This is a genomic window from Paenibacillus sp. J31P190 (assembly GCF_059692075.1).
Genome location: NZ_JCAUAS010000004.1, coordinates 86,480 through 101,648, shown reverse-complemented (window position 1 = coordinate 101,648; position 15,169 = coordinate 86,480). Strand labels below are relative to the sequence as shown.

The 15,169-nt window shown below is 43.3% G+C and carries 12 protein-coding genes; 1 reads left to right on the top strand and 11 read right to left on the bottom strand.

Translation table 11 applies throughout. The features are described from left to right. Positions 1-153: 153 nt before the first annotated feature. The 4 genes from AC58U0_RS10340 to AC58U0_RS10325 form a co-directional block, all read right to left on the bottom strand. Positions 154-1,788 carry an extracellular solute-binding protein gene (locus tag AC58U0_RS10340; RefSeq protein ID WP_497378921.1) on the bottom strand — a complete coding sequence of 545 codons (1,635 nt, stop codon included), beginning with the start codon at positions 1,786-1,788 and terminating at the stop codon, positions 154-156. 23 nt (positions 1,789-1,811) lie between these two features. Next, entirely contained in the window at positions 1,812-2,687 is an 876-nt protein-coding gene (locus AC58U0_RS10335; RefSeq protein WP_497378920.1) for a carbohydrate ABC transporter permease, read from the bottom strand. Between the two features lie 21 nt (positions 2,688-2,708). Continuing rightward, on the bottom strand, positions 2,709-3,629 hold the full coding sequence (locus tag AC58U0_RS10330; RefSeq protein WP_497378919.1) for an ABC transporter permease: 921 nt from the start codon (positions 3,627-3,629) through the stop codon (positions 2,709-2,711). 187 nt (positions 3,630-3,816) lie between these two features. Further along, positions 3,817-4,584 carry a phytanoyl-CoA dioxygenase family protein gene (locus AC58U0_RS10325; protein WP_497378918.1) on the bottom strand — a complete coding sequence of 256 codons (768 nt, stop codon included), beginning with the start codon at positions 4,582-4,584 and terminating at the stop codon, positions 3,817-3,819. A 161-nt stretch (positions 4,585-4,745) separates the two neighbouring features. Between AC58U0_RS10325 and AC58U0_RS10320 the strand changes: the two genes are divergently transcribed. Beyond that, positions 4,746-5,528 (top strand): helix-turn-helix domain-containing protein, encoded by a 783-nt coding sequence (locus AC58U0_RS10320; RefSeq protein WP_497378917.1) that lies wholly within the window; start codon positions 4,746-4,748, stop codon positions 5,526-5,528. A 72-nt stretch (positions 5,529-5,600) separates the two neighbouring features. Here the strand turns inward: AC58U0_RS10320 and garD are convergent, their stop codons facing one another. The 7 genes from garD to AC58U0_RS10285 all read right to left on the bottom strand — a co-directional run bounded on the left by garD (position 5,601) and on the right by AC58U0_RS10285 (position 15,130). Next, positions 5,601-7,139, bottom strand: a complete 1,539-nt coding sequence (gene garD / locus AC58U0_RS10315) for a galactarate dehydratase (RefSeq protein ID WP_497378916.1) — start codon at positions 7,137-7,139, stop codon at positions 5,601-5,603. Between the two features lie 42 nt (positions 7,140-7,181). Then, positions 7,182-8,291 carry a glycoside hydrolase family 88/105 protein gene (locus tag AC58U0_RS10310; RefSeq protein ID WP_497379163.1) on the bottom strand — a complete coding sequence of 370 codons (1,110 nt, stop codon included), beginning with the start codon at positions 8,289-8,291 and terminating at the stop codon, positions 7,182-7,184. 46 nt (positions 8,292-8,337) lie between these two features. Further along, positions 8,338-10,587 (bottom strand): helix-turn-helix transcriptional regulator, encoded by a 2,250-nt coding sequence (locus AC58U0_RS10305; protein WP_497378915.1) that lies wholly within the window; start codon positions 10,585-10,587, stop codon positions 8,338-8,340. 99 nt (positions 10,588-10,686) lie between these two features. Beyond that, entirely contained in the window at positions 10,687-12,195 is a 1,509-nt protein-coding gene (locus AC58U0_RS10300) for an extracellular solute-binding protein (RefSeq protein ID WP_497378914.1), read from the bottom strand. Between the two features lie 54 nt (positions 12,196-12,249). Then, a complete protein-coding gene (locus tag AC58U0_RS10295) occupies positions 12,250-13,131 on the bottom strand; it encodes a carbohydrate ABC transporter permease (protein ID WP_497378913.1) in 882 nt (293 codons plus the stop codon). Between the two features lie 22 nt (positions 13,132-13,153). Continuing rightward, positions 13,154-14,086, bottom strand: a complete 933-nt coding sequence (locus tag AC58U0_RS10290) for an ABC transporter permease (RefSeq protein ID WP_497379161.1) — start codon at positions 14,084-14,086, stop codon at positions 13,154-13,156. A gap of 342 nt (positions 14,087-14,428) precedes the next feature. Continuing rightward, entirely contained in the window at positions 14,429-15,130 is a 702-nt protein-coding gene (locus tag AC58U0_RS10285) for a FadR/GntR family transcriptional regulator (protein WP_497378912.1), read from the bottom strand. Positions 15,131-15,169 lie beyond the last annotated feature (39 nt).

Sequence of the window (15,169 nt, the reverse complement as noted above, 5' to 3'; positions counted from 1 at the left end):
GAGACTTTGGTCTACGACCAAAGATCCCTATATTAAGTTTTATCGCCAATAAGAAAGCGGTTTTCGTGAATCGAAAACTTATACTTTCTTATGTGGTTGCAAAAAAGTATAGGGAGGCACATGCCCTCCCTATACTTATAAAACCACGTCCGATTATTTTTTGGTAAGATTGTTATAAAGTGCTTTGCCAGTTTTGGTAAACCAATCCTGGGAGGCATTGATGACTTCCTGTCTGCCGTTTGCATCTGCTTTTTTGAAATATTCATCTACTGCACTGATGGGGAGTGCCCCATTAATGATCTTGGATACGTACTCATTACGTAGATCTATCAGCGCTCTGCCTTTGGATAGCTCCGCATCCGTCTGCGGTCTATAGTAATTAATATTGAACACAATATCATGGGGTCCAGCTGCCACATAGGAATTCATGTCTGGATTGAGGCCTGCGAGTATCGCATTGGGCAGCCAGATTTCTGGAGTCGTCCACATTCTATAATATAATTTATAAATAATTTGATCATAAATGGGTTTGATAGGCACTAAATTACCGCTCGCATCCTTATTATAATGAACGCCTTCTTTGCCATAGTTGATGAATAATTGCAAATCTTTGTCCTTCAGATATGTATTCAATAAATCTATCGCTTCATTTTTATTTTTTGCATTCTTCGGAACCATATAATAGTTGGATACTGGCGCAGGAATGATATAGCCCTTTTGTCCGTCTTTCCCCTCAATTGGCGGCATATACATGAGCTTGGCATTCGGGTCTGTTTTGACCAACGCAGGACGGAACCCATTAGGCTCATAATAGCCAAAGTATCCGGAAGCTGCTTTACCTGATGATATTTTCTCCGCAACCTGCTGCGATTTGTTGAACAAATATTCGTTGTCTATAAGCCCTTCTTTGTACAGCTTAGCCAAGTAAGTAAGCATCTCTTTTAAATAGGCATCTTGTGCATCAATCAACTTCCCGTCCTTGACAATGAACGGCACAGCAAGGTTGTTTAAGCCGGATAAACCAAATGCACCTGTAATGACATCTAAACCGTCCAATGGATTCCCATTGTTTCCAGCAGAAGCTACATATGGAATCGTACCTTTGCCACTTGGATCATTATCCTTGATTGTTTTTAGGAACGTATACAAGTCATCAAGATTTTTCGGAGCTGACAAGTGCAGCTTATCGATCCAATCCTGTCTAACCAAGAAACCGCTTCCTAAATCCTGGTCTTTATATTTTTGAAAGGGTGAAGCTGGTATGGCAAGCCTTGCCCCGTCTAAGGTTACAGCAGCCCATGCGTTGTCAGTTACATGCTTTTCAATCTCATTGCCAAACTGTTTGACCAGAGGTTCAACGGGGGTGAGCGCACCTTGTGCACTGAATCTCTTGAAGATCGTCAAGTCATTCGTATAAATAAGATCGTATACATCACCTGATGCAAACATCAAATTATATTTATCAAGCTGGCTTGCTGCTGGAATAATTGTCCACTCTACATTTTTATAGCCTGTTTTCTCTTTAATAGCGTTTAAAAACTGGTTATCACTTTCACTTGCGCCTTGTTCGAAGCCTTTGACTCCACTATTACTTGGAACTGCAATGCGAATTTTGGCGTTTTTATCGAGCTTAGGCGCTGCAACAGCATTCGTCTCTTTATCTGTAGCTGTAACAGAAGTACCTTTCTCTCCCGTTGGCTCTTTTGTTTGGCTGCAAGCGGTAAGTAACACCAGCGTAAGCGCCAACAGAACAGACACAAACTTTGTGTAGGTGAAACCCTTTTTCATTTTTCATTCCCCCAAATTAACGATTATTGTTTAACGGCGCCCAACGTCAATCCAGCTACAAAATATTTCTGCAAAAAAGGATATACAAGCAAGATTGGCAACGAGGAAATAAAGATCGCAGTAGCTCTGAACGTTTCTGAGGCAATATGGGCAAGTACCTCCGAATTATCTGTACCATTCTGGGTGGCGGCAGAAATGACATTTTGCAAAAATAAGGGTAAAACCAAGACATTCTTTTTTGTTAGATACATGAGCGGGTCCATGTAACTGTTCCAAATACTAACAGCCGAAAAAATCGCGATAGTTGCAAGTATTGGTTTAGATAAAGGGAACATGATACGAAACAGTACGGTTAGATTTCCAGCTCCGTCTATTCTTGCCGATTCTTCTAGGCTAGACGGTAGCGATTCAAAATAGTTGCGAATCAGAATTAGGTTAAACACACTTACCATACCTGGAATAACGAGTACGAGTAAATTATTCATTAAGCCAGTTTCCTTAATGATCAAATAGGTTGGAACCAAACCGCCATTAAACATCATCGTAAACACATACATGATATTGATCAACTTGTGTCCAGGTAGATGTTTTCTGGAAATGGCATATCCAACACACGCGGTAAAAAACACTTGCACCATCGTGCCTGCAATTGTGACGAATAGGCTGTTTCGGAAAGCAGTGCGAAAGTCAATTGCTGAAATTAAAGCTTTATAAGCATCGAAGTGAAAACCCTTCGGCCATAAGCTAACCTGCCCGCTAATTACATAAGTCTCGTCACTAACCGATTTCGCAAATAAAGTGACATAGGGCAGTAAACATATTAAACTTATTGCGATTAATAAGCAGTAATTAAAGACGGTAAATACCTTTTCTCCATTAGACATTCTTTTGTCGAACATGGGTTGAATCCCTCTTTTCAGCTACCAGATTCCACGGTTGGAGTATTTGCTGCTGACCTTGTTCGCAATGATCAACAACGTGAAGCCAATAACGGAAGTAAATAGCCCGACAGCAGTTGTATAGCTGTAGCTGGCATTAAGTATGCCTTCTCTGTACACAAAGGTACCAATAACATCGCCCACTTTATAAACAAGAGGATTATAGAATAACAATACTTGCTCTGTATCGCTACCCAACATTTGAGATATGCGAAGTATGATAATGAATACAATTGTACTTGCGATTCCGGGAAGTGTAATATGCCAGATTTGCTTCAGTTTTCCGGCTCCATCTACTTCAGCTGCTGCATAAAGTTCCGGATCAATCGAGGTAAGAGCTGCTAGATAAATGATAGCACTCCACCCTGTTTCCTTCCATGCGGTTGAGGTTACCAGCACACTGCGGAAAAACCCCTCATCTCCGAGAAACTGAATCGGTGATATGCCGAGAAAGCGAAGCAGCGAGTTGACAATCCCCGTGCTTGGCGACAATATATCGACGAAAACCCCAGCGATCACAACCCATGAAAGAAAGTGAGGAAGATAGGTCAGTGTCTGTGTTATTCGCTTCACAAACCCTTTCCTCACCTCATTGAGCAGCAATGCCAAAATAATTGGCAGCGGAAATTGAAAAATCAATTTGTACAAATTGATTAAAAGTGTATTACCCAGAACACTCAAAAATTTCGGGTCTGAGAAAAGCACCCTAAAATTATCCAATCCCACCCATTTGCTAGCCATAAAGCCATCGAAAACTTTATAATTTTTAAAAGCGAGTGCTACTCCAACCATCGGGACGTAGCTGTAAACTAGCAAAACCAGCAAAGGGATTGCTATGAGCATATAGAGATCCCAATGTTGAATGATTCTTTTCGACAGGTTATTCTTTCTACTAGGTGCCAAACCCCTATCAATAGCTCCTAGCATGTGCTGTTCTGTTATCCTTGCCAAGGTGCACCTCAATTCTCCTCTGGTATATCTTAATTATATGGATATACCGTAAGCCCTCGCAACCAGACAAGAACGAGAAATCTATGACAATCATGCGGAGTTATGATGTGGAGGCATGATATTTACGATTACGATGGCACTATAGGAAATAGTAGTCACTCTTATCCTTGTCCAGCAAGGAATACCGTTGAAAATGCTGATAATGGGCGTTGTACAACTGTCCATTCTTAGCGGGCGAGTAGGTCAAATACAGCTGCTTACGGCTGTGTTCTGATGTATTTATTCCGCTTTGATGCGGCGTAAAAGAGTGAAACAGAATCATATCACCAGGATTGGTCTCCACAATCTCCCCCGTTTTGAGATCAATTTCAGCCATCTCCTTGGCATTCATGCCTCGTAATTCTCCGATATCGGAACGAAGGTGATGATGATAACCCGGGAATAGTTCAAGCCCGCCATTAACCACTGTCGCTCCGTCTATTGCCACCATCACACTGATAAGTCCTTCTATTGGAAAGCCCTGCCACCAAGCAGCATCCTGATGCATCGCATAACCGCTTGCTCCAGGCAGCTTAAAAATCAATTTATCTTTAAACAATAGCGGTTCATCCAAATAAATATCACGCAAGGGTGCCAAAATACGTTCATCTCGAACCAAATGATCCATTACCGCGGAAATGTCATGGACGGGATCTAAACGCTCGATCTTAACTTCTCCGTTCGCATAACGCTTATGCCCTGCTCGGATATTATGGATATCCGTATATTGACTCAATGTGAGCAGCTTATCACATTCTGCTTGCAGCACCTTAGCCTCCTGTTCGCTAAATACATTACGCAGTACGAGATACCCTTTGTCCTTGTAGCTCTGAATTTGCTCATTAGAAAGAATGTTTATCCTTTTCATTCCCTAATCCCCTTTACATTTTTTTGGGGAAATCATATAATTATTTCACTTAAATGACTCCTCGTTTCTTATGATACTCCTGATGATTTATGTTTAACATGCATTACTTTTTTATATTTTATATACTTTTTTGCATTTGTTATAGAAAGTAGAGAGCAGCTATGAACAAAATCCGCCTCTCAAGGTGTTATTATACGGCGCATAGAAAAGAATTCTCACTTGAGGAAGATGTTTATGAAGGATGGGTCATTCTTGCCGTGGAGTCCGGTCGATTTCAATTCTCTCTCGAAGAAGAAATAACAGTACTTAAAGAGCCTGCGTATAACGAAGCTGGATTTGGAGATCTCGTTATTTGCCCACCTCATGTCGTCTTAAAAAGAAAGGTTTTGGAGCCTGTCTCTTTTCATTTCATTGAATTTACAATGGATGGTGAATATGCAAAAGGCAAAGTTCTAGTCAGAGACTTTCAACGCCTTTCTTCAACTTTCAGCTACCTCAGACAAATCACCGATGAACCCTTAGAAGATCACTATGAATTTGCAAACCATTTAATTAATGATTTACTGCTTGTGAGTGCCAGAGAACAGAAAATAGCTGAACAACAGTCCCAAGATAAACAAGACCCTCTCACCGTTCATGCCATGGCTTATCTAAATCAACACGCTTTTGGAGCGAAATTAAGTATGCAGCTCTTGGCTGAAAAACTTGGGATCAGTAATTCTCAACTATCCCGCCGATTTCAAGCTGCATACAGATACTCTCCAATTGAATATGTAACCTTACTTCGACTCCAGAGAGCAAAGTCATTACTGATCGACACAGACCATACAATCGATCATATCGCTGAGCAATGCGGATACCAAAACGGCTTTTATCTAAGTCGGATTTTCACCGCTAAACTAAAAATAAGCCCTTCGGTTTACCGAAGAACTTATCGATTTTAAAACTTCATTTCATGGTTTAAAGCAAAAAAGAAGCAGCGGGCAGCGGGCACGTCATACAACGCCCAACAACGATTAGGTTACTGGAGCCGGGTTAAACAGACACAAAGCATTGTGCAATCCCCAGTGGTCTGCCCAAGTCTTCTTTTTCCCGCTTGCTACATCTACGATCATGCGAAAAATCTCCCAGCCCACTTCTTCAATAGTTGCTTCACCCGTTGCTATCGTTCCTGCATTCACATCGATTAAATCATGCCACTGTTCCGTTAAAGAATTTCGAGTAGATACTTTAATAACTGGTGCCATCGCTAACCCATAAGGTGTGCCTCTACCCGTTGTAAAAACTTGCATATTTACCCCCGAGGCTAGTTGCAAAGTACCGCAAACAAAATCGCTTGCAGGTGTCGCCGCAAAAATGAGCCCTCTTTGAGTCGCTTTTTCACCCGGGGATAATACGCCTACAATGGGACTGCTGCCCGATTTGATAATCGATCCAAGTGACTTCTCTACCACATTCACCAAGCCGCCTCTTTTATTTCCCGGTGACGGATTCGCACTCCGATCCGCTTGACCTTTTTGCAAATAATGATCGTACCACTTCATTTCTTGTATTAATGCCTGGCCCACTGTTTGATTGATTACGCGCGGCGTTAGCAGGTGAACGGCATCCCGCACTTCGGTGACCTCTGAGAATAGAACCGTTGCGCCAGCTTGAACCAACAGATCAGCGGCAAACCCTACCGCCGGGTTCGCCGTCACCCCGGAAAAAGCATCACTTCCTCCACATTGCAAACCAACCACTAGGTCGGACACAGGACAAGTTACGCGCTGTCGTCGATTCAACTTTGCCAATTTTTCTTCCGCCATACTCATAATGGACTGAATCATACTCATAAAACCATGATGATCTTGCAGAGATACGATGTTGGAAGAGTCTCCGTCCGGAAGCAATCTTTCCGGTATTAACTTCTCACAACCCAACCCCACCACTAGAACTTCACCGCCAAAATTGGGATTGGTCGCGATATTTTGAATAGTACGAATCGGAATGATAGCATCAGGAGCATTAATCGCAACTCCGCAACCATAATTATGAGTTAAAGCCACGACATCCTCTACATTTGGATAGCCCGGAAGCAATTGTTCTTTAATCTTTTTCACTGCATAGTCAAGCACCCCTGCAACACATTGAACGCTGGTAGTGATTCCCAGTATATTTTTCGTGCCGATACTGCCATCTTCGTTACGATATCCCTCAAAAGTGTACCCTTCAAGCGGCGGAAGCGGTAACGGTACATGATTGGCAATCGGCAGCTCATCTAACTCAGGAGGTGTGGGGAGTCTTACCAACTTCTCCTCCACCCAACTACCTTGTAGGATCGGACTATCCGCATACCCGATAACTTCACCGTAGCGAACGATAGGTTCATCCTGCTCTAAATCAATTAGGGCTACTTTATGCCCTTGCGGAATGCTTTCCCTAAGTTCTAGACCACAAGAAAAGATACTCCCTTTAGACAACCCACCGGAATTAACGATAATCGCAACATTATCCTCGGCGTGAACCTTTATGTAAAGAGGCGCTTCATTTTGACTTTTTGCTCGCTCAGACATATATGTCCTCCTTATATCATGATCCCGGTCTCACGGATATCATCAACCAAGCCGATTAATCTCGTTGTAGGCCATCAGCAGCGGTGCTACACCATGCCCGTTATTGTCCACGATTTGTTCGGCGAAGAAATAATACGCAAGACTGCCATCTCGCATTTGTCCGGTTTCCGGCTTTTTGCCAAGGCCAGCACTTCTGCAAATGCCGCCTAGCAGCACTTCACCGTCTTCTTCCCTCAGGTAACGAGCAATCGTCCCGTTAAAAGCCTGTATGCCGTATACGGCATACTCTTTTGGCAGATATCCCAATCGCGCACTTTTCAGAATGGCATAAGCTAACATCAGCGTACCGCTGGCTTCGAGATAATTTCCTGAATGTTCCTTCTTATCCACGACCTGATACCACATACCCTCGCTATGCTGGTACGGCAGCATGTCATCTATAAGCTCCTTAAGATAGACTTTGAGGATGGCGGGATCTGCCGGTTCTCCTTCTAACAGCTCCAGCACATCCACCAATGCCATCGCGAACCAGCCGACCGCACGCCCCCACACATTTGGTGATTGCCCAGTTGATTTATCGCACCAGAACATATGACGACTCTCATCATATGCGTGGCTGTACAACCGCTTCTCATTGTTATATATAAATTGGCGGACATTTTTGAACTGCTGCAGCGTATCGGAATAATCCTTCACCTCTACGAATTGCTTCACGTACTGAACATAGAAAGGCTGCCCCATATACAATCCATCCAGCCATACCTGGTAGGGATAGTTTTCTTTATGCCAGAACGAACCGGAATTCGTTCTCGGGTAAGAAGCCAACTGCTCATACAACATATCCATGATCCTTTTATATTTGGGCTCCCGCTCCCTTTGGTATAGCGTAAACAAAACTCCAGCCATCCGGATTTGGTCGATATTATAACTGCCGATCTGGATTTCAGGGATATTACCATCGGCATCAAATAGCTGATCGATATAGCTTTTTACAAACATATAATCTCTTTCACTGCCGGTTTGCTCGTAGCTGTCCAAATACGCCTTTAAGATACAGCCCTCGATATAATGCCACCTTACGAAATACCACTTCTCACTGGACATATAGGCTGCTTTCAGTTTTTCTATCAATTCGTAGGTCAACAGGTGCACCTCCATGATGGATAAAGAGATTATGGTTCAGTCACCGAGCTTGCGTTTACTGTGATCTCGAAAGGGCCTCTCGATACTGACCCGGCGTCATGCCAGTAGCTTTGCGGAAGGTCCGGATAAATCCTGTGGAGTTGGTATAGTTAAGACGCTCCGCGATTTCCGTAATCTTCATATTGCTGTCCTTTAACCACAGTTTCGCCATATTCATCCGGTAATTCGTCAAATAATCGATAAACGTCGTTCCAATCTCTTTCTTGAACACTCGGCTCAAATAAACGGGATGAAAACGGAATTGCGCAGCGCACGATTCCAAAGTAAGATCCTGATCGTATTTTTCGTGAATGAGCTCGATCATTTGGTGGGCAATATTGATATATTGCGAATCAATACGGCTCTGCAGGAAGGCAAGGGTGGGCGGGATCAGCTCCGTCTTAAACCACGTCATAATTTCCTCCGCCGTATTCAATTTCATGAATCGGATAATGACCGATTTGGTACCGACTAATCCATCCAGCATGCCACCTTGCTGCCCAACAAGCCGATACATTTTGGCGATTAATTGAAGCATAAATATTTGAAAATCATTGAACGAAACGCTCTTCTCTAGAATCGCTGACGCATACTGGTTATAATGCTCGTAAGCAGAAGCAGCATCGCCTGTTTTAAGCCCATTCATCAAGCTCTCTTCAAGGTGATTCCAAGAAGCAGCAGGCTGAACGCTGTTCCGGTGAACCGGTTCGATATCTTCATAGCCCAGGACGAGCTCATTTCCAAGACTAATTCTGCGTTTCAAAGCCTCCAACGCCTCCGAGTAGGCATCCATCGCATTCGTGTACCTATGAAACGGCCGACTGATGCCGATACTGATTTTGAGCTGAAGCAGCTCGTGCACCTTCGACTTCATAAGCTCTGCCATTTGATAGAAGTAGCCCTTCAACTCATCCGGATCCTCCGAATCGCCTAGCAGTATCGTTACCTGAGACTGATCCAGCAGCAAAGTACCCAAGATACGGTCGTTAGGGATCAGCTCCCCAACGACGTTATTAATCGCGAATAACAGCAGCTCCTTATCGCTATCCAAGTATCTGGTGTCCTCAAGAGAATCGATCTGCAAGGCGAGTACTCCTAGCGCCTTCCCCTTTTCCCCAAAGCCATAGGTCTCATACTTATAGGAGAATTCGCTCTCTGTGACCTGTCCCATGATCAACTTCAATAAGAAAAATTCCTTCATCTGCCCACTCTGAACCTGCAGCTGCTGCTGAAGCTGCTTTCTCGTGCTAAACAAGGAAGAAAAGCGCTCTTCGATTAATGCGAATTCATCCCGCTTTTTATTCCCTTTGGACTCTCCTCCGAACTGCTCCATCATCATAAATAGCCGATGGATCGGCCTATACATGCGGCTAGTTCCATAGAAGGCGGCTAATGCGATTAGAATAAAAATAATCACACAAGCATTTAAGGTGATGAAGGCAATTTTCTTAGATTCCTTCGTAATTACATCAATGGACACGATAGATATATAGGACCAGCCGTTATAGGAGGAAACTCTATAGTTAACTCCCATATCGTTTGTTTCAAAGGCCCCCTCTGGTTCCGTCGCGACATTCATCCTTTGCAGGATGGAAGGCTGGATCCCTACGGTGCTGGAACTAGCTAAGAACGGCTCCCTGTTTCGATTAAGCACATAAATATTTCCTAATTGGGTGTTTTGAGCCAAATTGCTCAGTAAGGCATCATGCGACATGTCAATCATCAACAACGCTTTAGGAGTGGTCGTAGAGGCAATCATTGGAAGCTTGACGACCAACCGGATCTTATTTTCATCTAAGGATTTACCGATAGTAGCTAACCAAAATAAATTTTGCGGGCGCTTGGCATAATCGCTCAGTAAATCTCGATTCACAAAATCGTCTGTTGTTGTAAATCCGAGATTGCTGATCATCCAGTCGTGCTCCAAATTAATCAGCTGCGTGTCGGCCACACCCGCAATCGAATGAAGATTATACAAGCCTTTGGAGAGATTGTTGATCGTTTGAAAATCATCATTCTGTAAATCATGGTAGATGAAATCGCTTACCAACGGTGAATTGATGTACTGTACAGCGCCCATCTCCACGTTCTTTAAGATTTGCTCCATTCGCATCTGGTTTTGCAGCAGGATCTGTACATTCCCCTCATTAACTTTCTTCCCAATATCCTTTGAGGCAATATAGTAGGAGATGAGCCCAATGCAAACGACCGGAACTGCGCTCAGCAGAAGAGAGAAGACAAGCATTCGATATAAGTATTTTGGCAACGGAAACCTCTCCTTTCTTCGCTTTCAAGGATTCGACATTACCATTATATCAGAGGAATCTACGATGCCTATGCATACAACTACTAGAATTAGAGTGTCTTACTTCTTCTGCTTCGCATACTCGGCCGTATATTCTTCAATCACCTTATCACCGCCGGCTTTTCTCCATTTATCCACTTCTGCTTGCCAACCAGCCTCATCAATTTTCGCCATAATAAATTTGGTTTGGGCATCACGGATTAATGTATCTAATTCTCCGCCTTTTTCAGAATACGTCTTGGAGTTCATTGTTAACGCCACATTGGGCACCACATTCTTCAGGTTGTCAGCAATGACCTTCCAACCCTTCGCCTGCAAATCTGATAATTTCAGAGGCAGACCCGTTCCGGTCACCTCAAATGAAGGCAGACTGTCACGATAAGGCTTAACTTCGAGATTAAATTGGGTCAAGTCTTTAAACTCCGCTTTTCCGTCAGCCGTCTTCGTAAAATGTTTGCCTTCAATCCCTCTGGTTAAAAGTGTCGACATCTCTGGCTCCAGCAGTTTATCGAAGAAGCCCAGCAGTCGCTTTAATTCCGCTTCTGACTTGACACTCGATTTCGGGAAGACGAAGAAGCCGTTATTGCCGGGCTCAGCCGGTACACGATTGCCTGACGGTCCCATATAAGGTGCGATATCAACTACACCATTAGGTACAGCTTTTTTTAGATTGTCTTGCGAGGTCGCAGCTGCCGAGGCAACGGTATTAACCCGAATCCCCACCTTGCCTGCATTCCATTTATTATCGGCATCAGCTGTTTGTACAACGGAAAAGTCCTGATTGATTAATTTTTCCTGATATAGTTTGCGAAGCAGCTTCATGGACTCGAAATATGGTTTGGTCATAAATTCAGCTGTTACCTTACCACCTTCTATACCCCATTTATTCGGCGCTCCCTGAGAAACGGCGAGTCGGGTCAGAAAGGAGCTGCTGGCAACCGGGTCGTTATAGGACTTATCAAGAAAAATACCATACGAATCGTTCTGACCATTCTTATCAGGATCCTTCTCCGCGATGGTCTTCATGAGGTTATACCAGTCATCTAAGGCTACCGGCGTCTTTAGGCCAAGTTCATCAAACCAATCCTTCCGGTATGTGATACCGGCACGGCCAATGTCCCTGTACAAAGGCAAGCTATATAACTTGCCATCAACCTTTAAATTTTCATAATACAGTGCGTTGACACCTGATAAGTTCTTATAATCCTTCAACAAAGGGCCGATTTCCCAAAACAAGCCGGATTGGATCGCGCTAAGCGTAGTGGCGTTTGATGTAATTTTAAATGCTTTGGGCATTTCATTAGAGGCAATCATGATGTTTTTCTTATCTTCGAAAGCAGCGGATGGAATCCATTGTATATCGATTTTTGAATTCGTGTATTTCTCGATAGCCTGCTCCACTTCACTGCCTTTTTTCGGAGCTTCTCCGATTTGAGGTGTAGCGATAGTAACTACCAACGGCGTATTATCCTGCTGTGCAATTGGTGAACTTTTCTCGCCTGCGCACCCCGCTAAAGCACTTACAGTCGTTAGCAATGATACCACAGTAATAAAGCGCTTACTTCCCATACATAACCCCTCCTGAATGTTTGTATATGTAAATTGATACTCTTAGAAATAGAGTTATCCTTTTACCGATCCTAATAGCACACCCTTGGCAAAATGCTTCTGTAAGAACGGGTAGACGAGCACAATCGGGACGGTAGCAACTACAATGGAAGCCATTCGAATAGTCTGCGGTAAAAAGTCGGTTGGATCTTGCTGTGATGCGGTATTCCCGATTTGATCCTGAGATAACAAAACAATTTGTCTCAAAATAACCTGGACTGGAAATTTCTCCGCATCGTTAATATACATCACCGCATTAAAGAATGTATTCCAATGTCCTACGGCATAGAAAAGTCCGAAGGTAGCCATCGCAGGCATTGATAAAGGCAAAATGATACGGAACAATATCCCTACATCATTACAGCCATCGATCTTCGCCGAATCTACCAAGCTGTCGGGAATTTGCTGAAAAAAGTTCTTAAGCACGATTAAATTAAATGCGCTTATAGCAGTCGGAATCATCAGGGACCAGTACGTGTTGATCATACCAAAGGCCTTGACTACAAAGTAGGTCGGGATCAAACCTCCGCTGAACAGCATCGTAATTAAAATCATGAGAAGTATCGTCCTTCGCCCTCGTAAGGTCGCTTTAGCCAACGGGTAAGCGGTAAAAGAGGTCAACAGCAGGTTGATCAACGTTCCGAACACTGTAATATAAATCGAGATAAGAATACTCCGAACCATCGTATCGGTTGAAAAGATGTATTTATATGCCCCCAAGGTAAACTTCGAAGGAAATAAGAGCAGCCCGCCTTTAGCCACCTCCCCTGGGGAAGCAAAAGACATTGAAACGATATATACGAAGGGAATGATTGTGATTAGGGATACAAGGGTCAATAACGAATAGTTTACCGTATTAAACAACCGATTGCTCCAATTCTTATCCTCTGCCAGCATAATGACAGCCTCCTGACGCTTTTTAATATACGCCTTCTTCGCCGAATTTCTTCGCTATCCAATTGGACCCGAGTACTAGGACAAGCCCTACCAGGGATTTAAACATCCCGACCGCGGCACTATAGCTGTATTGACCTTGCGTCAAGCCTTTCATATATACAAAAGTATCAAACACTTCCCCGACTTCTCGGTTCATGGAGTTTAGCATCAGAAAGATGTGCTCGAAACCCGTGTCCAAAAAACTGCCCAAGCGTAGAATAAACAAGATGACGATCGTACTGCGAATAGCTGGTAATGTAATATGCCACAACTGGCGCCAACGCCCAGCTCCATCCATTCGAGCCGCTTCATATAGCTGAAGATCGACTCCGGACAGCGCTGCGAGGAAAATAATCGTTCCCCAGCCTGCTTCTTTCCAGATTGACTGGCTGATGATCATCGGTCTGAACCAATCCTCACTTAGCATGAACGGAATCTTCTCGAAACCGATTTTTTGGATCAGTTCGTTTACTACTCCACCTTCAGTTGTAAATAAAACATAGAATATACCAACCGCTACTACCCATGAAACAAAGTGAGGCAAATACAATAACGTCTGAGCAAAGCGCTTGAATATCCCAATACGAACTTCATTCAACATAAGCGCTAGTAAAATAGGCAAAGGGAAGAAAAACACCAAATTATAAATTGCTAACAAAATGGTATTACGGAACAGCATCCAAAACTGAGGCTCTGAAAAAAATCGTTCGAAATGCTTCAGCCCTGCCCAGGGACTATTCATAAAACCTAGATGCGGTTTATAGTCCTCAAATGCCATGAGTAAGCCAAACATAGGAACATATTTAAAAATGATAAAATATAAAATGCCTGGTAATAAGATTACATACAACCATCGATCCCTGACAATATCCCTTATGAACAAAGATTCTTTAAAGAAACGGTAATTGGTTCTCATTTGTAACTGAGCTTCATACTGCTCCTTCATCCGCCTTCCCCCCTGACTGAATTCATCTGTGTATCGATCACAATTCAAATCATAAGTTTCGCGGTTACAACTGGCAATAGTACTGATCGAACCATCTAAATTCTCAGTGAAATTGCAGCTTATAGGTTAAATTGGACCCCAGTTACCATTCTTTTCAGTTGCATCGTACTTTCTTAACCTCTGCCCTTTATAGAATTGAAGCGTATATACATATAAATGGTGGATAGCGTTGAATGAAAAAAGTCTGCTTGATCTCTGTATCGCAGTCGCGAGAGATTGGGCAGACTTTTTAATTGGGCCGTCATGGACCGTTTATTCGTTTTGATATACCTGCAAAAGCTTATTTCGGACATAACTAAGATGTCGGTACATATGAGTAAAAGCTTCGTGTGGATCCCGATTAACGAGTGCATTATAGATATCTGTATGGAATTGGACCGTTACATCACGTTCACGTTCCCTAATTTGTCTATCCATTTTGTCATGGGTGATAAGCAGAGGATCTATCATCCCTTCAATGATCGGATTGTCCGCACTCAATGCAATAATCCGATGAAATTCCTTGTCCGCTTCCCCATAGTTGTTATCAACACTGCCAGCGATTTCATCTATGGTTTCCTTTAATCGCTTCAACTTCTCGTTCGTAATCTTTTCTGCCGCCATGGCCACAAGTCCCAATTCTAAAGCCATCCGTGCTTCGATGATCGCTGGAAGGTTGCCAGTGGACAAAGCCAGCATTACTGAGAACGGATTGCTGCCGATTTTATTATTAAAATGGGTACCTCCACGGGTTTTTCTCGTAATCACTTCAAGTGCTTCGAGCGAACTTAACGCTTCCCGCAGAACTGGCCGACTCACGCCTAACATATCGATCAGTTCCATCTCGGATGGCAGTTTATCTCCAGGTTTAAGCTGACCGCTGACCAACAGTTGAACAATGCTGTCAACGACTTGCTTGGGCAGCGTGTTTCGTTTAACAGTCTCCAATTCTACGCTTCCTTTAAGTTCTACCATAGTTCCCCTTCTCTCTTAGCTGACTAATACGCATAATCA